The organism is Streptomyces sp. NPDC002884 (genome assembly GCF_040295245.1).
Taxonomy (GTDB): domain Bacteria; phylum Actinomycetota; class Actinomycetes; order Streptomycetales; family Streptomycetaceae; genus Streptomyces.
The window spans coordinates 718,178-742,305 of record NZ_JBEOVB010000001.1 but is presented as its reverse complement, the minus strand read 5'-3'; the positions used below and the strand labels follow the sequence as shown (position 1 = coordinate 742,305).

20 protein-coding genes are annotated in these 24,128 nt (G+C 73.8%); 17 read left to right on the top strand and 3 right to left on the bottom strand.

The window, feature by feature from the left end; genetic code table 11:
* Positions 1 to 56 precede the first annotated feature (56 nt).
* The 3 genes from ABT070_RS03270 (at position 57) to hemW (ending at position 4,780) form a co-directional block, all read left to right on the top strand.
* Positions 57 to 2,084 carry a SpoIIE family protein phosphatase gene (locus tag ABT070_RS03270; RefSeq protein WP_351753890.1) on the top strand — a complete coding sequence of 676 codons (2,028 nt, stop codon included), beginning with the start codon at positions 57 to 59 and terminating at the stop codon, positions 2,082 to 2,084.
* 234 nt (positions 2,085 to 2,318) lie between these two features.
* Complete coding sequence (locus tag ABT070_RS03265; protein ID WP_351753887.1) at positions 2,319 to 3,410, top strand: Dyp-type peroxidase; 1,092 nt, start codon at positions 2,319 to 2,321, stop codon at positions 3,408 to 3,410.
* Positions 3,411 to 3,547: 137 nt separating this feature from the next.
* Positions 3,548 to 4,780, top strand: a complete 1,233-nt coding sequence (gene hemW / locus ABT070_RS03260; protein WP_351753884.1) for a radical SAM family heme chaperone HemW — start codon at positions 3,548 to 3,550, stop codon at positions 4,778 to 4,780.
* Between the two features lie 136 nt (positions 4,781 to 4,916).
* On the opposite strand, the gene ABT070_RS03255 is transcribed toward hemW, so the two are convergent.
* Positions 4,917 to 5,720, bottom strand: a complete 804-nt coding sequence (locus ABT070_RS03255; protein ID WP_351753881.1) for a DUF3097 domain-containing protein — start codon at positions 5,718 to 5,720, stop codon at positions 4,917 to 4,919.
* Between the two features lie 31 nt (positions 5,721 to 5,751).
* Positions 5,752 to 6,468 (bottom strand): MBL fold metallo-hydrolase, encoded by a 717-nt coding sequence (locus ABT070_RS03250; RefSeq protein ID WP_351753879.1) that lies wholly within the window; start codon positions 6,466 to 6,468, stop codon positions 5,752 to 5,754.
* A 159-nt stretch (positions 6,469 to 6,627) separates the two neighbouring features.
* On the opposite strand from ABT070_RS03250, the gene hrcA reads away from it, so the two are divergent.
* The 10 genes from hrcA (at position 6,628) to ABT070_RS03200 (ending at position 17,601) form a co-directional block, all read left to right on the top strand.
* Complete coding sequence (gene hrcA, locus ABT070_RS03245; RefSeq protein WP_351753877.1) at positions 6,628 to 7,644, top strand: heat-inducible transcriptional repressor HrcA; 1,017 nt, start codon at positions 6,628 to 6,630, stop codon at positions 7,642 to 7,644.
* Positions 7,645 to 8,781 carry a molecular chaperone DnaJ gene (gene dnaJ / locus ABT070_RS03240; RefSeq protein WP_351753874.1) on the top strand — a complete coding sequence of 379 codons (1,137 nt, stop codon included), beginning with the start codon at positions 7,645 to 7,647 and terminating at the stop codon, positions 8,779 to 8,781.
* A 202-nt stretch (positions 8,782 to 8,983) separates the two neighbouring features.
* Positions 8,984 to 10,072 carry a nitronate monooxygenase gene (locus tag ABT070_RS03235; protein WP_351753872.1) on the top strand — a complete coding sequence of 363 codons (1,089 nt, stop codon included), beginning with the start codon at positions 8,984 to 8,986 and terminating at the stop codon, positions 10,070 to 10,072.
* Positions 10,069 to 10,815, top strand: coding sequence for a 16S rRNA (uracil(1498)-N(3))-methyltransferase (locus ABT070_RS03230; protein ID WP_351753869.1), 747 nt, complete (start codon positions 10,069 to 10,071; stop codon positions 10,813 to 10,815). Before ABT070_RS03235 ends, ABT070_RS03230 begins: the two co-directional genes overlap by 4 nt.
* A gap of 25 nt (positions 10,816 to 10,840) precedes the next feature.
* Positions 10,841 to 11,233: a VOC family protein gene (locus ABT070_RS03225; RefSeq protein WP_351753866.1), complete on the top strand. Its 393-nt coding sequence runs from the start codon at positions 10,841 to 10,843 to the stop codon at positions 11,231 to 11,233.
* A gap of 92 nt (positions 11,234 to 11,325) precedes the next feature.
* Positions 11,326 to 11,823, top strand: a complete 498-nt coding sequence (locus ABT070_RS03220; RefSeq protein WP_351753863.1) for a hypothetical protein — start codon at positions 11,326 to 11,328, stop codon at positions 11,821 to 11,823.
* Positions 11,824 to 11,868: 45 nt separating this feature from the next.
* On the top strand, positions 11,869 to 15,075 hold the full coding sequence (locus ABT070_RS03215; RefSeq protein ID WP_351753861.1) for a S41 family peptidase: 3,207 nt from the start codon (positions 11,869 to 11,871) through the stop codon (positions 15,073 to 15,075).
* A gap of 155 nt (positions 15,076 to 15,230) precedes the next feature.
* Positions 15,231 to 15,584: a histidine triad nucleotide-binding protein gene (locus tag ABT070_RS03210; protein WP_054244874.1), complete on the top strand. Its 354-nt coding sequence runs from the start codon at positions 15,231 to 15,233 to the stop codon at positions 15,582 to 15,584.
* 6 nt (positions 15,585 to 15,590) lie between these two features.
* Positions 15,591 to 16,496 carry a ribonuclease Z gene (locus ABT070_RS03205; RefSeq protein WP_351753858.1) on the top strand — a complete coding sequence of 302 codons (906 nt, stop codon included), beginning with the start codon at positions 15,591 to 15,593 and terminating at the stop codon, positions 16,494 to 16,496.
* Between the two features lie 115 nt (positions 16,497 to 16,611).
* Entirely contained in the window at positions 16,612 to 17,601 is a 990-nt protein-coding gene (locus ABT070_RS03200) for an adenosine deaminase (protein WP_351753855.1), read from the top strand.
* 27 nt (positions 17,602 to 17,628) lie between these two features.
* Here ABT070_RS03200 and ABT070_RS03195 read toward each other — a convergent pair whose 3' ends face one another.
* A complete protein-coding gene (locus ABT070_RS03195; RefSeq protein ID WP_351753852.1) occupies positions 17,629 to 18,681 on the bottom strand; it encodes a heme/hemin ABC transporter substrate-binding protein in 1,053 nt (350 codons plus the stop codon).
* An 85-nt stretch (positions 18,682 to 18,766) separates the two neighbouring features.
* Here ABT070_RS03195 and ABT070_RS03190 point away from each other — a divergent pair, with 85 nt between their 5' ends.
* The 4 genes from ABT070_RS03190 (at position 18,767) to ABT070_RS03175 (ending at position 24,122) form a co-directional block, all read left to right on the top strand.
* The gene (locus tag ABT070_RS03190; protein WP_351753850.1) at positions 18,767 to 19,555 is read left to right on the top strand and encodes a hypothetical protein; all 789 of its coding nucleotides are present in this window, start codon (positions 18,767 to 18,769) and stop codon (positions 19,553 to 19,555) included.
* A 78-nt stretch (positions 19,556 to 19,633) separates the two neighbouring features.
* Positions 19,634 to 20,617: an HtaA domain-containing protein gene (locus ABT070_RS03185; protein ID WP_351753847.1), complete on the top strand. Its 984-nt coding sequence runs from the start codon at positions 19,634 to 19,636 to the stop codon at positions 20,615 to 20,617.
* A 185-nt stretch (positions 20,618 to 20,802) separates the two neighbouring features.
* Positions 20,803 to 21,339 (top strand): hypothetical protein, encoded by a 537-nt coding sequence (locus ABT070_RS03180; RefSeq protein WP_351753844.1) that lies wholly within the window; start codon positions 20,803 to 20,805, stop codon positions 21,337 to 21,339.
* A gap of 125 nt (positions 21,340 to 21,464) precedes the next feature.
* Complete coding sequence (locus ABT070_RS03175) at positions 21,465 to 24,122, top strand: immunoglobulin domain-containing protein (RefSeq protein WP_351753842.1); 2,658 nt, start codon at positions 21,465 to 21,467, stop codon at positions 24,120 to 24,122.
* The last annotated feature ends 6 nt before the right edge of the window (positions 24,123 to 24,128 follow it).

The window sequence follows — 24,128 nt, the reverse complement described above, 5'->3', positions numbered from 1 at the left end:
ATGGCCGGGATCGGTCTGTCACCCTGTGGGCATCCGAACCGCCCGGGGAGCTGCGCATGGGGGCCATTCCGACGCAACGGGACACCGTGTCCCGTGCCCAGGGCGCGCCCGCGCACCCGAGTACGCACTCGGTCGCGCTCCCGCACACCCGCGCGACCCTGAACGGCAGCCCCCTCGCGCCCGGCGCCGCCCGCGAGCTGGTGCGCGCCGCGCTGACGGAGTGGGCCGGTCTCGGCCTGCTCGGCGCCGAGGAGGCCGGGGGACCGGGCGAGCGCCTCGCGCAGGACACCACGCTCGTCGTCAGCGAGCTCGTCACGAACGCCGTCGTGCACGCCGGCACCGACGTCGAGCTGGCGTGCCGGCTGGAGGAGGATCCCGAACACCCCGGGCACCCCGGTGGCTGCCGCGCGGTCGTCGTCGAGGTCTCCGACCACCACCCCTCCCGCGCCCCGCGCGACGGCACCGCCGAACCGTCGTACGGGACACCGGAGTACGGCCGCGGCCTGCGCCTGGTCGCCGCGCTCGCCGACGCCTGGGGAGTGACGTACCGCAGGGGGACGAAGACGGTCTGGGCCCGGCTGCTGCCGACGGTCGCCGAGTCCCGCGACGCCGACCTCCCCGGCCACGGTGACCAGCCGCATCCCGGCCACGAGCACGAGGTCCCCGCCCGCGCGGCGCACCTCGGCTGCTTCAGCCACGCCGGCCTCACCGCCCACCCCGACGGCCCGCTCGACGACACGGCCCCGGGTCTCCTGGAGGCCCTGGCCCCGGTTCCGCAACCGGTCGGGTCGCGCGACCGGGACTGGCTCAACCGCGGCGCCCTCTCCTTTCTCGCCGAGGCGTCCGATCTGCTCGCCGGGCAGCTCGACGAGGATCTGGTGGCCGCGCTGACCGGCCAGCTGCTCGTGCCCCGGCTCGCCGACTGGTGCGCGGTGTGGCTCGAGGACGAGGTGAGCGGACGCGGTGAGTGGGCGGGCGGGCCCGGGCCACGGCTGGCCCGGGTCTGGCACGGCTGCGAGAACCGCGTCGAGGAGCTGCGCCGGGCGCTGGAGAAGGATCCGCCCTGTCCGCCCGACGGCGGTCCCCGCTCCGGGCCCGAGCCGTTCCCCTGGCCCGGTGCGGCGCTCGGCCCGCAGGGCACGGCCCTCGCCTACCGGCTGATCGCCGGCGGCCGGCCGCTCGGCACCCTGGTCATCGGGCAGGCCGGGCTGCCCGCCTTCGCCGACGAGGTCACCGGGCTCGTCGAGGATCTCGGCCGCCGGGTGGCGCTCGCCATCGGCGCGGCCCGTCAGTACGCCCGCCAGGCCACCATCAGCGCCGTTCTGCAGCGCGGGCTGCTGCCCGGCGCGGTCGCCGAGATCCCCGGAGTGCGCAGCGCCCTCGTCTACGAACCGCGTGAGCAGGGCGGCCCGAGCGGCGACTTCTACGACCTGTTCCCGGCGGGCGACGGCCGTTGGTGCTTCGCGGTGGGCGATGTGCAGGGCAAGGGTCCGGAGGCGGCCGTCGTCATCGGCCTGGCCCGGCCCTGGCTGCGGCTGCTGGCCCGTGAGGGCTATGGCGTGGCCGACGTCCTGGACCGGCTCAACCAGCTCCTCCTCGACGACGCGACCGAGGCCGCCGACGCCGCCGCCCGAGCCTTCGTCGGCCCCGCCGGGCCGGGCGACGGCCCGCAGACCCGCTTCCTGTCGCTCCTCTACGGCGAACTGGCCCCCTTCGAGGGAGGGGTCCGCTGCACCCTCGCCTCCGCCGGGCACCCGCTGCCGCTGCTGCTCGCGCCGGACGGCTCGGTCGCCACGGGCGGGCGCCCGCAGACCCTGCTCGGGGTCATCGAGGACGTCACGTACACCAGCGACAGCCTGGAGCTGCGGCCCGGCGACAGCCTGCTGTGCGTCACCGACGGCGTCACGGAACGGCGGTCGGGCCTGAGGCAGTTCGACGACGAGGACGGTCTCGCCGTGGCGCTGGCGGGCTGTGCGGGGCTCGACGCGGAGCTGATCGCGGAGCGGATCCGCCGGCTGGTGCACGAGTTCGGGGAGCGGCCGCCGGAGGACGACCTGGCGCTGCTGGTGCTTCAGGCGGAGTAGCCGCCGCCGGGCCCGTCCGCCGGGCCCGTCCGCCGGGTTTGTGCGGTGGCGAGGGCGCGGTGGTGGGGGTGCGGCCGCGGAGGTCCGGTGGTGAAGGCGCGGCGGCGGAGGTCCGGTGGCGAGCCCGGCGGAGCCGGTCGAACACGCGTGCGGCGGCGGCCAGGGGGAGGCTGGGGGCGCCGGGTGGGGCGGGGGAAACCGGGTGGCCGGATCTGCGCATGTATCGTCCGGTTCGTGCTGAAGGCGACGAATGCCGTAAGTGACACGCCCACCCGCCGACGCGTCCTGATCGCCGGCGCGGGGCTCGGGCTGACCGTGACCGCCTGTACCCGCGACGCCGATCCGCCCCAGGACGCCCGCGGGCCCGGCTTCCACGGCCTGCGCCAGGCCGGGGTGACGACCCCGCGGCAGGCCACCGTGCTGCTCCTGGCGTACGACCTCGACCCCGCCCTGAGCGGCGCGGCGGGCGCGCGTGCGCTGAAGGCGGTGCTCGGTTCGTGGACGCGCGCCCTCGCCGAGACGCTGGAGGCGGACAGCTCGCGCGCCGCCCGCCTCACCGCCACCCTCGGCATCGGCCCCGCCCTCCCCGCCCGCCTCGGCCTGCGGCCCCCGGCAGCCCTGCGCGACCTGCCCGCCTTCACGGGTGACCGTCTCGACCCCGACCGCTGCGGCGGCGACCTCCTGGTGCAGCTCTGCGCCGACACCGCGGACGCCACCGAGGCGATCGCCGCGACCCTGACCCGGCTGGCCGGGGAGACCCTGTACCCGCGCTGGCGGCAGGACGGCTTCCTGCCGCCGTCCCCCGACGGCGGCACCACCCCGCGCAGCCTGCTCGGCTTCAAGGACGGGCCCGCCGATCCCACCCCCGAGGAGAGCGAACGCTGGGTGTGGTCGGGCAACGCCACCTACCTCGTCGTACGGCGGATCCATCTGCGCGTCGAGGACTTCGCGCGGCTCGCCGTGCGCCGCCAGGAGGAGATCATCGGCCGTGACCGCTCGACCGGCGGCCCGCTGGACGGCGGCCGGTCGACCGGAGGCCCCGAGGAGGCCGCCCCGCCGCGCTCCCACGTCCGGGCCGTCAGTCCCCGCCTCGACGCGGGCGCCCGGATGCTGCGCCGCGGCTACTCCTACGCCGACGGCCCCACCGACCAGGGCATGCTGTTCCTCGCCTTCATGCGGGACCCCGCGCTCTTCGCACGGGTACAGCGCCGGATGGCGGCTCAGGACGACCTGAGCGGGTTCACCGAGGCGCGGGGCTCGGCGGTGGCGTACGTCCTGCCGGGCGCACGTGCGGGGCGGCCGCTGGGCGCGGAACTCCTGGACTGATGGCCCCCGCCGGGCAGCCGCCATTCGCCCGACGTCCGCCTGACATCGCGCCTGCCTGACGTCCGGTGTCCGGTGCCCCTGGGTCCCGTGGTGGCGGGGCATCCGGGGTGGGTCGGGCGTACGGGACAATGGACGACATGCCTTCCGCACTTCCCGACGGTGAGCCGGTCCCCGACGACGGCGCGCTCCCCGCGCACGCGCTCGCCGGCGCCGCCGACCGCCCCCTCGGGTTCTATCTGCACGTCCCGTACTGCGCGACCCGCTGCGGCTACTGCGACTTCAACACCTACACCGCCACCGAGCTGCGCGGCACCGGAGGTGTCCTCGCCTCCCGCGAGAACTACGCCGACACCCTGATCGACGAGATCCGCCTGGCCCGCAAGGTCCTCGGCGACGACCGGCGCGAGGTCCGCACGGTCTTCGTCGGGGGCGGTACGCCGACCCTGCTGCCCGCCTCCGACCTGGTACGGATGCTCGGCGCGATCCGTGACGAGTTCGGGCTGGCGGCGGACGCGGAGGTGACGACCGAGGCGAACCCGGAGTCCGTCGACCCCGAGTACCTGGCCACCCTCCGCCAAGGCGGCTTCAACCGGATCTCCTTCGGCATGCAGAGCGCCAGGCAGCACGTGCTGAAGGTGCTCGACCGCACGCACACCCCCGGCCGGCCCGAGCGGTGCGTGGCGGAGGCCCGGGAGGCCGGCTTCGACCACGTCAACCTGGACCTGATCTACGGCACCCCGGGCGAGTCGGACGACGACTGGCGGGCCTCGCTGGAGGCCGCTCTGGGCGCCGGCCCCGACCACGTGTCGGCGTACGCCCTGATCGTCGAGGAGGGCACCCAGCTCGCCCGCCGGATCCGCCGGGGCGAGGTCCCGATGACGGACGACGACGTCCACGCCGACCGCTACCTGATCGCCGAGGAGATCTTCGCCGCGGCGGGCTACGAATGGTACGAGGTGTCCAACTGGGCCACCTCCGACGCGGCCCGCTGCCTGCACAACGAGCTGTACTGGCGCGGCGCCGACTGGTGGGGCGCGGGCCCGGGAGCGCACTCGCACGTGGGCGGCGTCCGCTGGTGGAACGTGAAGCACCCGGGGGCGTACGCGGCGGCGCTCGCGGCCGGACGGTCGCCGGGGGCCGGCCGGGAGCTGCTGCCGGCCGAGGACCGCCGGGTGGAGCGGATCCTGCTGGAGCTGCGGCTGCGGGAGGGCGTACCGCTGGACCTGCTGCGGCCGGACGGACTCGCGGCGTCGCGGCGGGCCCTGGCGGACGGGCTGCTCGACAGCGGCCCCTACGACGAGGGGCGTGCCGTGCTCACCCTGCGCGGGCGGCTGCTGGCGGACGCGGTGGTGCGGGACCTGGTGGACTGAGCACCTGTCCGCAGCCCGCAGCCCGCAGCCCGCAGCCCGCAGCCCGCAGCCCGCAGACTCCAGGCGGTAGGTCGCAGCCGTCAGGGCCCAGGGCTCATGGCTCAGGGCCGAAGACTCAGGGATCAGGGCCGAGGGGTCAGGGCACGGTCACGAAGTCGATCAGTTCTTCGACCCGGCCCAGCAGTTCCGGTTCGAGGTCCTTGTAGGACTCCACCCGCTTCAGGATCGCCTGCCAGACTGCCCCGGTGTTCTCCGGCCAGCCGAGGGCCCGGCACACGCCCGTCTTCCAGTCCTGGCCGTGCGGTACCCGGGGCCAGGCCTCGATGCCGACGGACGACGGTTTCACGGCCTCCCAGATGTCGATGTACGGGTGGCCGACGACCAGGGCGTGTTCGCTCGTGACCGACCGGGCGATGCGCCACTCCTTCGTCCCGGGGACGAGGTGGTCCACCAGGACGCCCAGTTTCGCGTCGGGGCCGGGCGCGAACTCGGCGACGATCGACGGCAGGTCGTCCACGCCTTCCAGGTACTCCACGACCACGCCCTCGACGCGCAGGTCGTCGCCCCACACCCGCTCGACCAGCTCGGCGTCGTGCCGGCCCTCGACGTAGATACGGCCGGCGCGGGCGACACGTGCGCGGGCGCCGGGGACGGCGACCGAACCGGAGGCGGTACGGGTGGGGCGTACGGGCGAGGACGACGCGGGTCTCACGAGGGTCACGACCCTGCCCTCCAGCAGGAAGCCGCGCGGCTCCAGCGGGAACACCCGGTGCTTGCCGAAGCGGTCCTCCAGGGTCACCGTGCCCGCCTCGCAGCGGATCACCGCCCCGCAGAACCCGGTGCCGGGCTCCTCCACCACCAGCCCGGGCTCCGCCGGGACCTCGGGGACCGGCTTCGGCCTCTTCCAGGGCGGGGTGAGGTCGGCGGAGTACTGGCGCATTCGGATGACGATAGGAGAAGCGTGGGGCCGATCAGGGCGACACGCCGAAACGGGTGCTCAGCGCGTCCCGCTGCGCCCGTACGAACGCCGCGTCCACCACCGCCCCGTGACCGGGCACGTACAGCGCGTCCTCGCCGCCGAGTTCGAGGAGGCGGTCGAGGGCGGCGGCCCAGTGGGACGGTACGGCGTCGGGCCCGGCCTGGGGCTCGCCGGACTCCTCGACGAGGTCGCCGCAGAACACCGTCTCGGGGTCGCCGGGGATCAGGACCGCCAGGTCGTGGGCGGTGTGACCGGGTCCGACGTTCGCCAGCAGAACCTGCCGGCCGCCGCCCAGGTCGAGGGTCCGCTCGCCGCAGACGAGGTGCCGGGGCCGCACGAGCGTGTCCGCGGCCTCGGTCGCCGCCGCCTCGTCGAGACCGTTGCGCACCGCGTCCGCCCGCAGTTCCCCGGCCGTCACGGTGTCCGCCCCGACCGCCCCGAAGACCTCCGCGCCCGCGAACGCCGCCGCCCCGAACACATGGTCGAAGTGCGGGTGGGTGAGCGCGAGATGGGTCACACGGGAGCCGCTGAGTTCCTCGGCCCAGGCCCGCAGCCGCACCCCCTCGGCCAGGCTCGACCCCGCGTCGATCATCAGCACCGCGCCCGCCCCGACGACCAGCCCCGCCGTGCAGTCCCAGCCCGGCAGCCGCACCCGGCCCACCCCGGCCGCGACCCGCTCCCATCCGAGCTCTTCCCAAGTCACCGTCATACCGCGACGCTAGCCCTACGACGCTGCACCATGGGCCGACCTTGCCCCGGGTGTACCCCACAGCCGTACACTGGGCCGGGGAACGCTGGCACTCGGATGTGAAGAGTGCCAGACAAGGCGCCCAGGGGACTGGGGACGACTGCTGGAGGTGTGCGCGCGATGCTGAGTGAACGCAGGCTCCAGGTGCTGCGGGCCATCGTCCAGGACTACGTCGGCACCGAGGAACCCGTGGGGTCGAAGGCGCTCACCGAGCGGCACAGCCTCGGCGTGTCCCCGGCGACGGTCCGTAACGACATGGCCGCCCTGGAGGACGAGGGGTACATCGCCCAGCCGCACACCAGTGCCGGGCGGATCCCCACGGACAAGGGCTACCGGCTGTTCGTCGACAAGCTGGCCGGCGTCAAGCCGATGACCGGTCCCGAGCGGCGGGCCATCCAGAACTTCCTCGACGGCGCCGTCGACCTCGACGACGTCGTGGCCCGGACCGTACGGCTGCTCGCGCAGCTCACCCGGCAGGTCGCCGTCGTGCAGTACCCGTCACTGACCCGCTCGACCGTGCGGCACGTGGAGCTTCTCTCGCTCGCGCCCGCACGCCTGATGCTCGTGCTGATCACGGACACCGGGCGGGTCGAGCAGCGGATGGTGGACTGCGCGGCGCCCTTCGGGGAGGCCTCGCTGGCGGATCTGCGCGCCCGGCTCAACAGCCGGGTCGCGGGGCGCCGCTTCGCGGACGTGCCGCAGCTGGTGGAGGATCTGCCGGAGGCCTTCGAGGCCGAGGACCGGGGCACGGTCACGACGGTGCTCTCCACCCTGCTGGAGACACTCGTCGAGGAGAACGAGGAGCGGCTGATGATCGGCGGTACCGCCAATCTCACCCGCTTCGGACATGACTTTCCCCTCACCATCCGGCCCGTCCTGGAGGCACTGGAGGAGCAGGTCGTGCTCCTCAAGCTCCTTGGCGAGGCAGGCGATTCGGGCATGACCGTACGCATCGGTCACGAGAACGCCTATGAGGGACTCAACTCCACTTCGGTGGTGTCGGTCGGCTACGGTTCGGGCGGCGAAGCAGTCGCCAAGCTGGGCGTGGTCGGACCGACCCGCATGGATTACCCGGGAACGATGGGAGCGGTACGAGCGGTGGCACGGTACGTCGGACAGATCCTGGCGGAGTCGTAGGTGGCCACGGACTACTACGCCGTTCTCGGCGTGCGCCGCGATGCGTCGCAGGAAGAGATCAAGAAGGCCTTCCGGCGGCTCGCGCGCGAGCTGCACCCGGACGTCAATCCGGATCCGAAGACCCAGGAGCGGTTCAAGGAGATCAACGCCGCCTACGAGGTGTTGTCGGATCCGCAGAAGAAGCAGGTCTACGACCTCGGCGGCGACCCGCTGTCGCAGTCCGGAGGCGGTGGCGCGGGCGGCTTCGGCGCCGGTGGCTTCGGGAACTTCTCGGACATCATGGACGCGTTCTTCGGGACGGCGTCGCAGCGCGGTCCGCGTTCGCGGACCCGGCGCGGCCAGGACGCGATGATCCGGCTGGAGATCGACCTCGAGGAGGCGGCCTTCGGCACGACCAAGGACCTCCAGGTCGACACGGCGATCGTCTGCTCGACGTGCAGTGGCGAGGGCGCGGCCCCCGGCACCACGGCGCAGACGTGTGACATGTGCCGCGGTCGCGGCGAGGTGTCGCAGGTGACGCGGTCCTTCCTCGGACAGGTCATGACCTCGCGGCCGTGCCCGCAGTGCCAGGGCTTCGGCACGGTCGTGCCGACCCCGTGCCCGGAGTGCGCGGGCGACGGACGGGTGCGCTCGCGCCGCACGCTGACCGTGAAGATCCCGGCCGGTGTCGACAACGGCACCCGGATCCAGCTCGCGGGCGAGGGCGAGGTCGGCCCCGGCGGCGGCCCCGCCGGTGACCTGTACGTCGAGATCCACGAGCTGCCGCACGCGATGTTCCAGCGGCGCGGTGACGACCTGCACTGCACGGTGACGCTGCCGATGACGGCGGCGGCGCTCGGCACCAAGGTGCCGCTGGAGACGCTGGACGGGCTGGAGGAGGTCGACATCCGGCCCGGCACCCAGTCCGGCCAGTCGATCCCGTTGCACGGCCGCGGCATCACGCATCTGCGGGGCGGGGGGCGCGGTGACCTCATCGTGCACGTCGAGGTCCAGACGCCGAGCAAGCTCGATCCCGAGCAGGAGCGGGTGCTGCGGGAGCTGGCCAAGATGCGGGGCGAGGAGCGGCCCATCGGGCAGTTCCAGCCCGGGCAGCAGGGGCTGTTCTCCCGGCTGAAGGACGCGTTCAACGGGCGGTGACGGTGGGTGTGCGGGGGCGGTTCCGCCCCCGCCGCCGCATCCCCTTCCCGTCCCTGAGGGCCGCGCCCCCAGCCCCCCGTGCCGGCCCTGAACGGGCCTCGTCCTCGGTCACCCGACGGGCGGGATCCGCCGACACGTGACAGCAGGTGTCAAGGGGAAGGGTCGATTCGGACTTGTTCGGAGGACGTGACAACATGCCGTCATGTCCTCCGCACTGACCGATCTCTTCCCGTATCCGATCGTGCAGGCCCCCATGGCGGGCGGTGTCTCCCTCCCGCGGCTCGCGGCCGCCGTGTGCGAGGCCGGTGGGCTCGGGTTCCTCGCCGCCGGGTACAAGACGGCCGACGGCATGTACCAGGAGATCAAGCAGCTGCGGAGCCTCACCGCCCGTCCCTTCGGCGTGAACCTGTTCATGCCGCAGCCCGACCACGCGGAGACGGGCGCCATCGAGGTCTACGCCCACCAGCTGGCCGGTGAGGCCGCCTGGTACGAGACCGAGCTGGGCGATCCGGACAGCGGCCGTGACGACGGCTACGACGCCAAGCTCGCGGTGCTGCTGGACAACCCGGTGCCGGTGGTGTCGTTCCACTTCGGCATCCCGGGCGGCGAGGCGCTGGACTCCCTGCGGCGCGCGGGAACGGTCACGCTGGTCACGGTGACCACCGCCGAGGAGGCCCGCGCGGTGGAGCGGGCCGGCGCGGACGCGGTGATCGTGCAGGGTGTGGAGGCCGGCGGCCACCAGGGCACCCACCGGGACAACCCGGAGAACGACCGCTCCGGCATAGGGCTGCTCGCGCTGATCGCCCAGGTCCGCGAGTCCGTGAACCTGCCGATCGTCGCCGCGGGCGGGCTCATGCGCGGCAGCCAGATCGCCGCGGTCCTCGCGGCCGGCGCGGACGCGGCCCAGCTGGGGACCGCGTTCCTCGTCACGCCCGAGTCCGGCGCGCACGCAGTGCACAAGCAGGCGCTGACCAACCCCCTCTTCGTGCGGACCGAGCTGACCCGTGCCTTCTCCGGCCGCCCGGCCCGCGGCCTGGTCAACCGCTTCCTGCGCGAGCACGGCCCGTACGCGCCGGCCGCCTACCCGGAGGTCCACCACCTCACCTCGCCGCTGCGCAAGGCGGCCGCCAAGGCGGGCGACGCGCAGGGCATGGCGCTGTGGGCGGGCCAGGGCCACCGGCTGGCCCGCGAGCTGCCCGCCGGGCAGCTGGTGGAGGTCCTGGTCTCCGAACTCGCCGACGCGCGGACAGCGTTGTCGGAGTTCCCGGCCGGTGAGGGCGGTGCCGGATGACGGCGCCCGTCTTCGTCGTCGACGAACTCCCCGCCTCCCGCTCCGAGTTCGTGCTGGACGGTCCCGAAGGCCGGCACGCTGTCTCGGTGAAGCGGCTGCGGACCGGTGAGGAGGTCGTCCTCACCGACGGCGCCGGACGCTGGGCGCGTGGCGGGGTCGTCGCCGCCGAGGGCAAGGACCGGCTGGTGGTGAGCCTGGGAGAGGTGATCGAGGAGCCCGCCGAGGCGCCCCGGATCACCGTCGTCCAGGCGCTGCCCAAGGGCGACCGGGGCGAGCTGGCCGTCGAGACGATGACCGAGACCGGCGTCGACGCGATCGTGCCGTGGGCCGCCGCGCGCTGCATCACCCAGTGGAAGGGCGAGCGCGGCGCGAAGGCGCTCGCCAAGTGGCGGGCCACCGCCCGCGAGGCCGGCAAGCAGTCCCGTCGGGTCCGCTTCCCCGAGGTCGCCGACGTGTCGACGTCCCGGCAGGTGGCGGAGGTTCTCGCCCGCGCCGACTTCGCCGCCGTCCTGCACGAGGACCGTGACTACGGCAGCGAGCCGCTGGCCACCGCCGCCCTGCCCGCCACGGGCGAGATCGTGCTCGTCGTGGGACCCGAAGGGGGAGTCTCCCCGGACGAGTTGGCGCTCTTCGCGGAGGCGGGCGCCAGGGCGTACCGGCTCGGGCGGAGCGTCCTGCGCACCTCGACCGCCGGCACGGCGGCCGCGTCCCTCATCCTGGGCAGGACCGGCCGCTGGTCCTGACCCGCCCGCTCTCCGGGAGGACATCGTGGAATTCGTCCAGGTAAGGCTGCTGGTCACCGACTTCGCCGCCTGCTATCGCTTCTACGCCGAGGTCCTCGGCCTCAAGCCGCAGTCGGGGGCGGAGCGGGGACCGTACGAGAAGTTCTCGCCCGCCACCGGTTCGACGGGGATAGCCATCCAGGACCGCGCGATGATGGCGGAGGTGCTCGGCGAACTGGGCGGCACGGCGAACGGGCACCGCTCCCTGGTGGCCCTGCGCGTCGACGACCTGGACGCCACGTGCGCGCGGATCACCGCCCACGGCGTCCCCCTGATCCACGGACCCGCCCCGATGGCCGACCGGATGCGGGTGGCCCATCTGAAGGACCCGGAGGGCAATCTGGTGGAGCTTCAGGAGTGGCTGCTGCTGCGCGGCTGAGCGCCACGGCGACGCGTCCGCCGGAGGACCCGCGGCGAACGTGACCGCATACGGGCTACCGCACCGCCCGCCCGAGTGGCACGCTGCCGTCCATGGGGGCATTGAGGCGGATTTGGCTTCTCCCGTTGGTGGCCGTGGCGGCGGTCGGCGTGGTGGCGTGCGAGCCGGGCGGGCTGAGCAGCATGTCCGTGGCGTACACCACCGACGAGGCCGCGACGGCCGAGATCCAGCGGCGGGACGTGAACGTGCGCTGGCTGACCTGCACGGCTCAGTACGAGGACCAGGAGAAGGCGGGGACCGTCGCCTCCGTGGACTGCCGGGGGAAGACCACCGACGGGCGGGACATCACGGTCGAGGGGCAGGTCGCGCGGGCGGTCGACGGGGCCTGTGTGCGGGGGGATCTCACCGCCGTCGTCGGCAAGAAGCAGTTGTTCCGGGTGAGCGGTCTCGGCGACTGCAAGTCCGCGACGCCGTCGCCGGTCGCGCCGTCCGGTTCCGACCGGCCCGGCGGCCGGCCGACGGTCACCGTGACCGTGACCGTCACCGAGACCGTGGGCGGCGGCGGTGGCGGTGGCGGCGGAAAGAAGTGATCGAAACCCCTGACCTGCGGTCCCGCCGTTGCATACAGTGATTCGGTGACACAGCCCGCGACGCCTGCCGCATACCTCCGATACCCCCATCTGCACGGCGAGTCGGTGGCCTTCGCCGCCGAGGACGACGTGTGGCTGGCTCCCCTCGACGGCGGCCGCGCCTGGCGGGTCAGCGCCGACAACGTGCCGGTCACCCTGCCGCGTATCTCGCCCGACGGCACCACCGTGGCCTGGACATCCACCCGCGACGGCGCCCCCGAGGTGCACATCGCCCCCGTCGACGGCGGGCCTTCGACCCGGCTGACGTACTGGGGGAGCTGGCAGACCCGGGTGCGGGGCTGGACCCCGGACGGCCGGGTCCTCGCCGTCAGCACCTACGACCAGGCGACCCTGCGCCGCAGTTGGGCCCGCGCCGTCCCCGTCGACGGCGGACCGGCGGAGACCCTGCCGTACGGGCCGGTCGGCACGGTCGCGCAGGGCCCGCACACCGTGGTGCTGTCCGCGCCGATGGGGCGGGAGGCCGCCCACTGGAAGCGCTACCGGGGCGGTACGGCGGGCAAGTTGTGGATCGACCGGGAGGGCGACGGGGAGTTCGTCCGGCTGCACGAGGAGCTCGACGGGAACATCGAGTACCCCGTGTGGGCGGGGGAGCGGATCGCGTTCCTGTCGGACCACGAGGGCACCGGGGCGCTGTACTCGTCCCTCGCCGACGGGGCCGACCTGCGGCGGCACACGCCTCTCGAGGGTTTCTACGCCCGGCACGCCGCCGGTGACGGCACTCGGGTCGTGTACATGTCCGCGGGTGAGCTGTGGCTCCTCGACGACCTGGACGGCGCCGAACCGCGCCGGCTCGACATCCGCCTCGGCGGGCAGCGCACCGACCGCAGGCCGTACCCGGTGGCCGCCTCCCGGTGGCTGGGCGAGGCCGCGCCCGACCACACCGCGCGCGGCAGTGCCGTGGAGGTGCGCGGCGCCGTCCACTGGGTGACCCACCGCTCCGGGCCCGCCCGCGCGCTCGCCGCCGAACCCGGTGTCCGGGCCCGGCTGCCGCGCACCTTCCGCACGGAGGGCGAGGAGTGGGTCGTGTGGGTGACCGACGCCGAGGGCGAGGACGCGCTGGAGTTCGCCCCGGCCACCGGGGCGGCCCCCGGCGCCACTCCGCGCCGGCTCGCCGCCGGACGGCTCGGGCGGGTCCTGGAGCTCGCCATGGCGCCCGACGGCAGCCGGGCCGCCGTCGCCGCGCACGACGGACGGCTGCTGCTCGTCGAGCGGGAGACCGGTGAGGTCCGCGAGGTCGACAGCAGCTCCGACGGCGAGGTGTCCGACCTGGTCTTCTCGCCCGACTCGGCCTGGCTGGCCTGGTCGCACCCCGGGCCGCGCCCGCTCAGCCAGCTCAAGCTCGCCAACGTCACCGACCTGTCGGTAACCGAGGCGACCCCGCTGCGCTTCCGGGACTACGCGCCCGCCTTCACCCTCGACGGCAAGCACCTCGCGTTCCTCTCCACACGCGCCTTCGACCCGGTGTACGACCAGCACGTCTTCGACCTGTCCTTCGTGGCCGGGGCCCGCCCGCACCTCATCACCCTCGCGGCGACGACCCCGTCCCCGTTCGGCCCGCAGCGGCACGGCAGGCCCTTCGAGACCCCCGACAAGGACGAGACCCCCGACAGCGAGGGCACCCCGACCACCCGTATCGACCTCGAAGGCCTCGCCGACCGGATAGTCCCCTTCCCCGTGGAGGCCGGCCGCTACTCCGGGCTGGCCGCGGCGAAGGACGGCGTGCTGTGGCTGCGCCATCCCGTGCGCGGAGTCCTCGGCGCCTCCCGCGCCACCCCGGACGACCCCGACCCGCACACCGAACTGGAGCGTTACGACCTCGCCCAGCAGCGCATCGAGCACCTCGCCGCCGACGCCGACGGCTTCGAGGTCAGCGGCGACGGCAAGCGGCTGCTGCTGTGGACGGACGGCAAGCTCAAGGTCGTGCCCAGCGACCGGCGCGCCTCCGGCGACGAGGACAGCGACAGCAACATCACCGTCGACCTCGGCCGGATCCGCCGCAGCGTCGACCCGGCCGCCGAGTGGCGGCAGATGTACGACGAGACCGGCCGGATCATGCGGGACAACTTCTGGCGGCCCGACCTGGGCGGCGTCGACTGGGACGGCGTCCTCGACCGCTACCGGCCCGTGCTCGAACGGGTCGCCACCCACGACGACCTCGTCGACCTGCTGTGGGAGGTGCACGGCGAACTCGGCACCTCGCACGCCTACGTCATGCCGCGCGGCGGCCATGGCGGCGGCGCCCGGCAGGGCCTGCTGGGCGCCGACATCTCCCTTCACCCGGACGGCAGTTGGCGCATCGACCGGGTGCTGCCCTCGGAGACCTCCGACCCCGACGCGCGCTCCCCGCTCGCCGCGCCCGGCGTCGCGGTGCGGGCCGGCGACGCGATCGTCGCCGTCGGCGGGCAGCCGGTGGACCCGGTCACCGGGCCCGGACCGCTGCTCGTCGGCACCGCGGGCAAGGTCGTCGAGCTGACGATCTCGCCGTCCGGCGGGGGCGAGCCGAGGCACGCCGTCGTCGTCCCCGTCGCGGACGAGGAGGCGCTGCGCTACCACGCGTGGGTCACCGACCGGCGGGCGTACGTGCACGAGGCGTCCGACGGACGGCTGGGGTATCTGCACGTGCCCGACATGCAGGCGCCCGGGTGGGCCCAGATCCACCGTGACCTGCGGGTGGAGGTCGCGCGGGAGGGGCTGATCGTGGACGTCCGGGAGAACCGGGGCGGGCACACCTCGCAGCTGGTCGTCGAGAAGCTCGCCCGGCGCATCGTCGGCTGGGACCTGCCGCGCGGGATGCGGGCGTCCAGCTATCCGGAGGACGCGCCCCGGGGGCCCGTCGTCGCCGTAGCCAACGAGTTCTCCGGGTCCGACGGGGACATCGTCAACGCGGCGATCAAGGCGCTCGGGATCGGGCCTGTCGTCGGCACGCGTACGTGGGGCGGGACGATCGGGATCGACAGCCGGTACCGGTTGGTGGACGGGACGCTGGTCACGCAGCCCAAGTACGCGTTCTGGCTGGAGGGGTACGAGTGGGGCGTGGAGAACCACGGCGTCGATCCCGACGTCGAGGTGATCTGCGCTCCGCAGGATTACGTCGCGGGGAGGGACGTCCAGCTGGACGAGGCGGTCTCGCTGGCGCTGGCCGCTCTGCGGGAAACCCCCGCGAAGACGCCTCCGCCGCTCCCGGGGTCGTAGCCCGCCCGGCGTCGGTGCGGCCGTCTCCGGGGGCCGGCCCCCGGGGACCCCGCTCCGGCCGGAACGGACTCGTCCTCGAACGCCGGGCAGGCTGGAACAACGCGCCCCCGGCTACCATGCCCCCGTACTGATCAACCGTCTGAGGAGGAACCCGCATGGCAGGGGAACCGCAGGACGACTGTCTGTTCTGCAAGATCGTCGCGGGGAACATCCCGGCGACGATCGTGCGGGAGACCGAGACGACCATCGCCTTCCGGGACATCAACCCGCAGGCGCCCACCCACGTCCTGGTGATCCCGAAGGCGCACTACCGGGACGCCGCCGCACTGGCCGCCGGCGCGCCGGAGCTCGCCGCCGACGTGCTGCGCGAGACGCAGGCGGTCGCGGACGAGGACAAGCTGGAGAGCTACCGCGTCGTCTTCAACACCGGCGCCGGCGCGGGCCAGACCGTCTGGCACGCCCACGCGCACGTCGTGGGCGGCCGCGGTCTGCACTGGCCCCCCGGATAGGCCGCCGTGTCCGTACGTGAACTGGTGGTCCTCGGCACCGCCAGCCAGGTCCCGACCCGGCATCGCAACCACAACGGCTATCTGCTGCGCTGGGACGGCGAGGGCGTCCTCTTCGACCCGGGCGAGGGCACCCAGCGGCAGATGCTGCGTGCCGGGGTCGCGGCGCACGACCTCAACCGGATCTGCGTCACGCACTTCCACGGCGACCACTCCCTCGGGCTCGCCGGTGTCATCCAGCGCATCAACCTGGACAAGGTCCCGCACCCGGTCACCGCGCACTACCCGCGCTCCGGTCAGCGCTTCTTCGAGCGGCTGCGCTACTCCACCGCCTATCGCGAGACCGTCGGCATCACCGAGGCCCCGGTCGACGCGGACGGGGTCCTCGCCACCACCGCGTCCTACCGTCTCGAAGCCGCCAGGCTCTCGCACCCCGTCGAGTCCTACGGCTACCGGCTCGTCGAGCCCGACGGCCGCCGCATGCTGCCCGAGCGGCTCGCCGCGCACGGCATCAAGGGGCCGGACGTCGGCCGGATCCAGCGGGAGGGTTCGATCGACGGGGTGTCGCTGGACGACGTGAGCGAGGTGCGCGGCGGGCAGCGGTTCGCGTTCGTGATGGACACCCGGCTGTGCGAGGGGGTGCACGCGCTCGCCGACGGCGCCGATCTGCTCGTCATCGAGTCGACCTTCCTCGACGACGACGAGCAACTCGCCACGGACCACGGCCATCTGACCGCCGGTCAGGCCGCGCGGGTGGCCCGTGACGCCGGGGTGCGGCATCTGGTCCTGACCCACTTCAGTCAGCGCTACTCCGAGCCGGAGGAGTTCGAGCGGCAGGCGCGGGCGGCCGGGTTCGAGGGCGAGCTGACCGTGGCGCACGACCTGCTGCGAGTGCCGGTTCCGAAACGGCGGTAGCACGCCGGTCCGGGGGACAGCCTCCGGACCCCCGGCGGAAAAGCAGGTCGGCAGGGGTGGTCGGCGCAGACCTCGCAAAGCGGAATCCGAGCGGGAGCAGCCGTACGATGCTTTGATGTCCCTCCCCAAAGCTGAACTGCACCTGCACATCGAAGGAACCCTGGAGCCCGAGCTGGCTTTCGAGCTGGCCGCCCGCAACGGGGTCGCGCTGCCGTACGCCGACACGGACGAGCTCCGCAAGGCGTATCGGTTCGAGGACCTCCAGTCGTTCCTGAACCTGTACTACGAGCTCATGACGGTCCTGCGCACCGAGCGCGACTTCGAGGACCTCGCGAACGCCTACCTCACGCGGGCCGCCGCACAGGGCGTGCGGCACGCGGAGATCTTCTTCGACCCGCAGGCCCACCTCGCCCGCGGGGTCGGCATGGGCACGGTCGTGGACGGACTGTGGCGCGCGCTGGGCCGCAGCGAGGCCGCGCACGGCATCTCGACCCGGCTGATCCTGTGCTTCCTGCGCGACGAGTCCGCCGAGTCGGCGATGGAGACCCTGGAGGCGGCGCGGCCCCACCTCGACCGGATCATCGGTGTCGGCCTGGACTCCGCCGAGGTCGGGCATCCGCCGGTGAAGTTCCGCGAGGTGTACGAGGCGGCGGCCGCGCTCGGGCTGCGGCGTGTCGCGCACGCCGGTGAGGAGGGGCCGCCGGAGTACATCACCGAGGCCCTGGACGTGCTCGGCGTGGAGCGCGTCGACCACGGGCTCCGGTGCATGGAGGACCCGGCGCTCGTGGAGCGGCTGGTGCGCGAGCGGATCCCGCTGACGCTGTGCCCGCTGTCCAACGTGCGGCTGCGGACCGTCGACGTCCTCGCCGACCACCCGCTGTCCGCCATGCTCGACGCCGGGCTGCTGTGCACGGTCAACTCGGACGACCCCGCCTACTTCGGCGGGTACGCCGGCGACAACTTCGACGCCGTGGGCGCCGCGCTGGGCCTGGGCGAGGAGCGGCTGCGCGAGCTGGCCCGCAACTCCTTCGTCGCCTCCTTCCTGGAGGACGACGAGGAGCGGCGGGCGCGGTGTCTCGCGGAGGTCGACGCCTACACGTTCTAGGCCGGACACGGCCCGGGACTGTCCTGGTCAGGCCCGGTGGATGCGGTCGACCAGGATGTCGATGACGAGGGGTGTGCGGGGGCCGAAGCTCAGCAGCACACCGTCCTCCAGGTCGACGATCCTGCGGTTCATGCCCGCCGGGGTCTGGGCGATGCCGGGGATCTGGAGGAGGCCGTCGAGGCCGCCGACCGACTCCAGGCCCTTGGTCATCATCAGGATGACGTCCGGCTGCGCCTGGGCGAGGGCCTCGGTGGTGACGGGGGTGAACGGCTTGTCCAGCCCGGCCGCCGTGCCCGCGTCCCGCGCGCCCGCCGCCGCCAGCAGCGAGTCGGCGCCGGAGCCCTTGCCGCCGATCAGATAGACGGCCGCGCTGCCGCGCATGTAGAGGAAGGCGACCTTGGGCTCGCTGCCCTCGGGCACGCCCGCGCGGGCCGCGGCGAGTTCGGCGCTCATCCGCGCGTCGAGCGCCTTCCCGGCGGCCGGCACACCCAGGGCCTGGGCGATGAGCGTGGTGCGGGTGGTGACGTCGGAGAGCTCGGTCGCCGGGTCGAGCACGACGACGGGGATCCCGGCGTCCCGGATCTGCTCGACCGCCTCCGCGGGGCCGGTGTCCGTGTCGGCCAGGACCACCGTCGGCCGCAGCGACAGCACGCTCTCGGCGCTCACGTCGTGCGCCTTGGTGACCTGGGGGAGCTTCTTCGCCTCCGCGAAGGTGGCCGTGATGTCCCGGCCGACGACGCGGTCGCCCAGCCCGAGCGTGAACACGATCTCCGCCACGCCCCCGTTGAGCGGCAGGATGCGCGAGGCGTCCGTCACGGTGACCCGGCGGCCGTCGGAGGAGTCGACGGTGACCGGCAACTCCGGGGTGGGGGCCGGTCCTTCGAGGGGGACGAGCGAGTTCTTCGCGAGCTGTTCCTGCGCGGCGGCGGCCCGCGCGCTCGCGGACGTGGGTGCCGCGTCCGGGTCTCCCGTGTTCCCGCTTCCCGCGCCGCTTCCCGCGCAGGCCCCCGTCAGTACGGCGAGGGCCAGCCCGAGGGCGGCGAGGCGTCTTCCGGACCGGCGTCTCCCGGCTACGCGCATGGCCTTTCCTTTCCGCTCCGCTGGTGCACAGTTGGAGAATAGTTTAGGTTAGCCTTCCCTTAGTTCCACGTGGTGGGGGTGTTCCATGATCTCGGCAAGTGGCCTGCGCGGCCACGGAGTTGGCTGTCTCCTGGCGGTCGCCTCGGCGTCCGCACTCCTGCTCCCCGCGGCCTCCCCGGCCGCGGCGGCGGGCGGATCGGCGACCGGCCCCGAGGGTCAGAAACTCACGGTGTCCAAGTCGTCCGGCCTCGACCCGGCGGGCGAGACGGTCACCGTGACCGGCTCCGGCTACAACACCGAGAAGGGCATCTACGTCGCCTTCTGCGTCGACAACGGCGCCGGCAAGACCCCCACGCCCTGCGTCGGCGGCGTCGACATGTCCGGCGAGTCGGGCGCGTCCGTGTGGGTCTCCTCCAACCCGCCCTCCTACGGCGAGGGACTGGCCGAGCCGTACGACGGCAGCGCCCACAAGGGCACGTTCGGCGTGCGGCTCAAGGTGCGCGCCAAGGACGCCAACACCGACTGCGCCGCCGCCGGGGTGACCTGCGCGGTCATCACCCGCAACGACCACACCCGGGGCGGCGACCAGACCCAGACGGTCCGGATCCCGGTGACGTTCGGGGCGTCGGGCGCGACGGGCGGCTCCGGTACGCCGGCGACGCCGAGCGCGAGCGCGACGGCCGGGGCGGGCACGACCGGGGGATCGGGCGCCACCGAGGCGGCAGACGGGGCCGCCGACGGGTCGATGGCCAGCACCGGGTCCGACCTCGCACTGCCCGCCGGGCTCACCGCCGCCGGGTTGGTCGGCGCCGGGACCGGCGTCTGGTTCTGGGCCCGCCGACGCCGTACCGGAAGCGCCCCGAACCCGAGCTGACTCCACCGCGGGCACCGAGCTGACTCCACCGCGGGCACCGAGCTGACATCACCTCATATCGCAGAGGGAGAACCGAAGATGGTGAAGAGACCCGGCGCCGCGGCCCTGGCGGCCGGTGCCCTGTTCGCGCTGTGCTGTCCGACCGCGGCGGCCGCGCAGGTCCGGGCCGAGGGGGACGCGCCGGCGCGCGAGGTGTCCGGCGGCTCCGCGAGCTGGGCCACGGCCGGGGCCGGACTGGCCCGCCGGGGTGTGTCGCTCGACGTCACGCGGCCTGCCGTACGGGCGGGCGCGGATCGCGCCTCGTTCCCGGCCCTCGGTGGCGACGCCGACCCCGAAACCGGCTCCGCCGAACTGGAGTTGGGCGGCGCGGCGCGCTTGGAGGGCCCGGCGGCGCAGCCGCTCGTCCTCGCCGGGCTGCGTTTGCGGCTGACCGGTGACGGGGGTGCCCTGTACGCCCGCACGGTCGTCGAAGGGCGGGCGCGCGAGCTGGCCCTGGCCCGGCTGGCGGCGGGCGGCGCCGACCCCGTCGTACGGGCGACCGCGGTGACCTGGACCGGGCTGCGGGCGTCCCTCACCGCGGAGGGGGCGGCGCTGCTGTCCTCCTGGAGCGGGGCGGAGTTCACGGCGGGGGACGGGCTGGGCGTCCTCGACGTGACAGCGGGGACAAGCGGGGCGGACGGGACGGGAGAGGCCGAGGAGGCGGGGGAGGCGGGGCCGTCGGCCCCGGAGGGGACCGGGCCGCCGTCGGCGTCCCCGGGCGCCGAAGCGGAACCGCAGGCGGGCGGACCGGGGAAACCCGTCGTCGCCGTGGCCCGTGCCGCGCTCACCGCGGGCGCCGAACAGACGGTCACCGGTGAGGGGTTCACGCCCGGTGCGGTCGTGCTGGTCGCCATCGACGGCGACACGCGCTACCAGGCGGTGGCCGACGCGCGGGGCGGGATCGAGCGGAGCTTCCCGGTGTACGTCAACGCCTTCGAGGGGGAGCACACGGTGGAGCTGACCGTCGTGGGTGGTGAACAGGGCGCGGCGAGCGCCCGGTTCGGGGTCGAGGCCCCGAGCTGATCGGCGTGTTACGCCGTTTGCAGTCGCAGCGAGGAGCGGGCCGGTCGGTCCGCTCCTCGGCATGCCCGAAAGCCCTTGAACAGCAGGTCGGTTGGGGTTTTTTGCCGTCTGTTGACAAACAACCGAAGATCGTACTTAGGTTTGCCTTACCTAAGTTCTTCCCCGGACGAGAGAGGCCTTCCGTCATGAGAGTTCCCGCCCCCCGCACCATCGCCCGCGCCGGTCTCGCCGTCGCCGCCTCCGCCGCCCTCACCCTGGGCCTGGCCACCTCGGCCTCCGCCGCCACCTCGACCCGCACGATCGTCGACGGCAGCACCACCTACAACCTCTCGCTGACGGCCCCCGCCACGGCCGCCGCGGCCGGCCAGGTCATCACCGTCACCGGCTCCGGCTACAACACCGGCCAGGGCATCTACGTCGGCCTGTGTGTCGTCGACGGCGCCGCGGGCGTGAACAAGCCCACCCCGTGCCTCGGCGGCCAGGACGAGTCGGGCTCCACCGGCGCCTCGCACTGGATCAACAACGTCTTCGGCGGCCTGTTCGCCAACAGCTCCAAGTTCGGCACCGGCGGCACCTTCAGCGTGCAGATCTACGTCCAGGCCACCCTCGAGGACGGCAGCGTCTGCGGCCAGGACGTCGAGTGCGCCGTCGTCACGCGCGCCGACCACTTCGACACCAACGACCGCAAGTACGACGTGCACGTCCCGGTCACCTTCTCGTAGGCGTTCGTAGCCCCGACCGGATTCACGGGCCGGTCACACGGGCCGAAGAACGGGCCGGCCACCCGGCCGGCCCGTTCCGGACCGTCCCGCCTTCCAGTGAGCATCCGTCACCCGAGGAACCCTTCATGACAGACGACAGCACCGGCCGGCAGCGGCACGACGGCACGATCAGAGCCCGGCTCAGGCGTCCCGCGGCGCTCCTGGGAGCCGCCGCCCTGGTGGCCGCCGCAGCCATGGCCGTCACCTCCGGCTCGCCCGCCGCGGCCGCCGACACCCCGAGGACGGCGCTCGGCAAGGACGGCCAGAAGCTCACGGTCTCCGCCTCCGCGGGCCTCGACCCGGACGGCGAGACCCTGCGCGTCACCGGTTCCGGCTACGACGACACGCTCGGCATCTACGTCGCCGTCTGCAAGGACAACGGCGACGACCGCGTGCCCACCCCCTGCCTCGGCGGCGCCGACCAGGACGGCGGCAGCGGCTCCTCGATCTGGATCATCCCCAGGGACGCCTCCGACGAGGGCGCGGGCACGGTCGCCGTCCGGTGGGGCGAAGGCGGCACCTTCGGCGTCGACCTGAACGTCAAGGCCGAGGACGCCGGCCTCGACTGTCTCCAGGTCGCCTGCTCGGTCGTCACCCGGGTCGACCACAACGGCTCCGGCAACCGATCCCAGGACGTCCGTATCCCGCTCACCTTCGAGGGCCAGGACCCGGGCGACGGAGACGACGGCGGCGACGGCGTCGACGTCCCGGCGGGCACCGTCAGCTACGTGGAGGCGAAGGCGACCGAGTTCGCCGGCACCAACGCCGGCCGGCCCCTGGACCTGCTGCTGCACCCCGACTCCGGAAAGCTGTACGTCGGCGCGGACAACATCCCCGACACCTCGACCGTCGCCGAACAGGGCCTGTACGTCCTGGACGCCCGCAACGGCACCGCGCTCGGCCACATCGCGCAGGCCCCCGGTCTGAACGGCGCCATGGCCGCCCGGGTGGTCCGACGGATCATCGCCCCGCTCCCCGGCGACGGCGTCGTCTTCCACTACCCGCTGCGCGGCATCGGCACCGCCAAGGACGGCGACACGGCCGCGCAGGGCATCTGGGCCACCGGCACCTCCTACACCGGCGTCGGCCAGGACGCCGACACGTCCACCGTCCTGATCGCGGCCGGACCCGAGCTGCGCCGCGTCGAGACCGCCACCGCGACCGTCAAGGACACCGTCACCCTGGAGGGCGGCGGCGAGCTCGGCGTGGACGCCGCCCACGGCGCCGCCTGGTCCCTCGGCACCGCCGGGGACAGGACGGTGCTGCGCCGCGTCGACACCGCCTCCTTCGAGGTCACCGCCACGGCCGAACTCACCCCCGACGTCCTCACCTTCGTCGAGCCGGACCCGGCGACCGGCAACGTCTGGGTCGGCAACGGGATGTCCGTGCTCGTCCTCGACAAGGACGCCAGGCTGCTGACCACCCTGACCGGCGCGGACCGGGCCATGGCGGTGGCCTTCGACAAGGTCACCGGGCGGGCCTTCGTACTGCGTGAGGACCTCGCCGACGGCGCCACGGACAACGCGGGTTCGCTGGAGATCCTCGACAGCGCGACCTTCGAGCCGGCCGCCGCCCCGGTCGCCCTGCCGGGCAGCGTCCGGGTGGGCACCTACGCGGGCGTCGCCGTGACCCCCGGCGCCACCTCCGTCTACGTCACCAAGGCGGCCGAGAGCAAGGTCGTCAGGCTCGACGTCCGGATGTCCCCCAAGGTCGTCCAGTCGCCCACCGACCGGTCCGTCGCACCCGGTGACGCGGTCACCTTCGTCGCGGCGGCCGAGGGCACCCCCGAGCCCACCGTGAGCTGGAGCGTCAGCCCCGACGGCGGCCAGACCTGGTCGAGGATCGAGGGGGCGACGAAGAACGCGTACGCCTTCACGGCGAAGGCGGGCCAGGACGGCTACGAGTACCGCGCCGAGTTCACCAACACGGTGGGCACGACCCGCACGTCACCGATCACGCTGACCGTCACGGAGGCGAGCGGCGACGGCGGCGCCACCGGGGGCGGCGGCGAGACCCCCTCCGGTCCCTCCGGGACGAGGACCGGCACCGGCGCCGAGGGCCAGAAGCTCACCGTCACCCCGGTCAACGACCTCGCCACCGAGGGCCAGACGGTGAAGATCACCGGCTCCGGCTACGACGTCGACAAGGGCGTCTACGTCGCCCTGTGCGTCGACAACGGCGACGGCGAACTGCCGACCCCGTGCATCGGCGGCGTCGACATGACCGGCGGCTCGCACAGCTCGGCGTGGATCTCCTCCAACCCGCCGGACTACGGCGAGGAACTGGCGACCCCGTACGGCACCGGCGGCACCTTCTCGGTCGAACTCACCGTGGACGCGAAGGACGAGTTCACCGACTGCTTCAAGGCGAAGTGCGTGCTGGCCACCCGCGCCGACCACACCCTGTCCGGCGACCGCTCCCAGGACGTGAAGGTCCCGGTCGCGTTCGTCGGCCAGGACCCGGTGGACACCGACGACGGCACCACGACCGGCGGCACCACCGGCGGCGCGGACGGCGGTTCGACCTCGGGCACGTCCGGCGGCACGACGTCCGGCTCCGGCACGGGCGGTACCGGCGGCACCGGTGGCACGAGCGGCACGGGCACGTCGGCGACCGGCTCGACCTCCGGCGGCAGCCTCGCCGCCACCGGCGCCACCGTCGGCACGGCGGCCGGCCTGGCGCTGCTGCTCACCGCGGCCGGCTGGTACGTCCACCGGCGGGCAAGGGCGGCGCGAACCGAGTAGCGGACG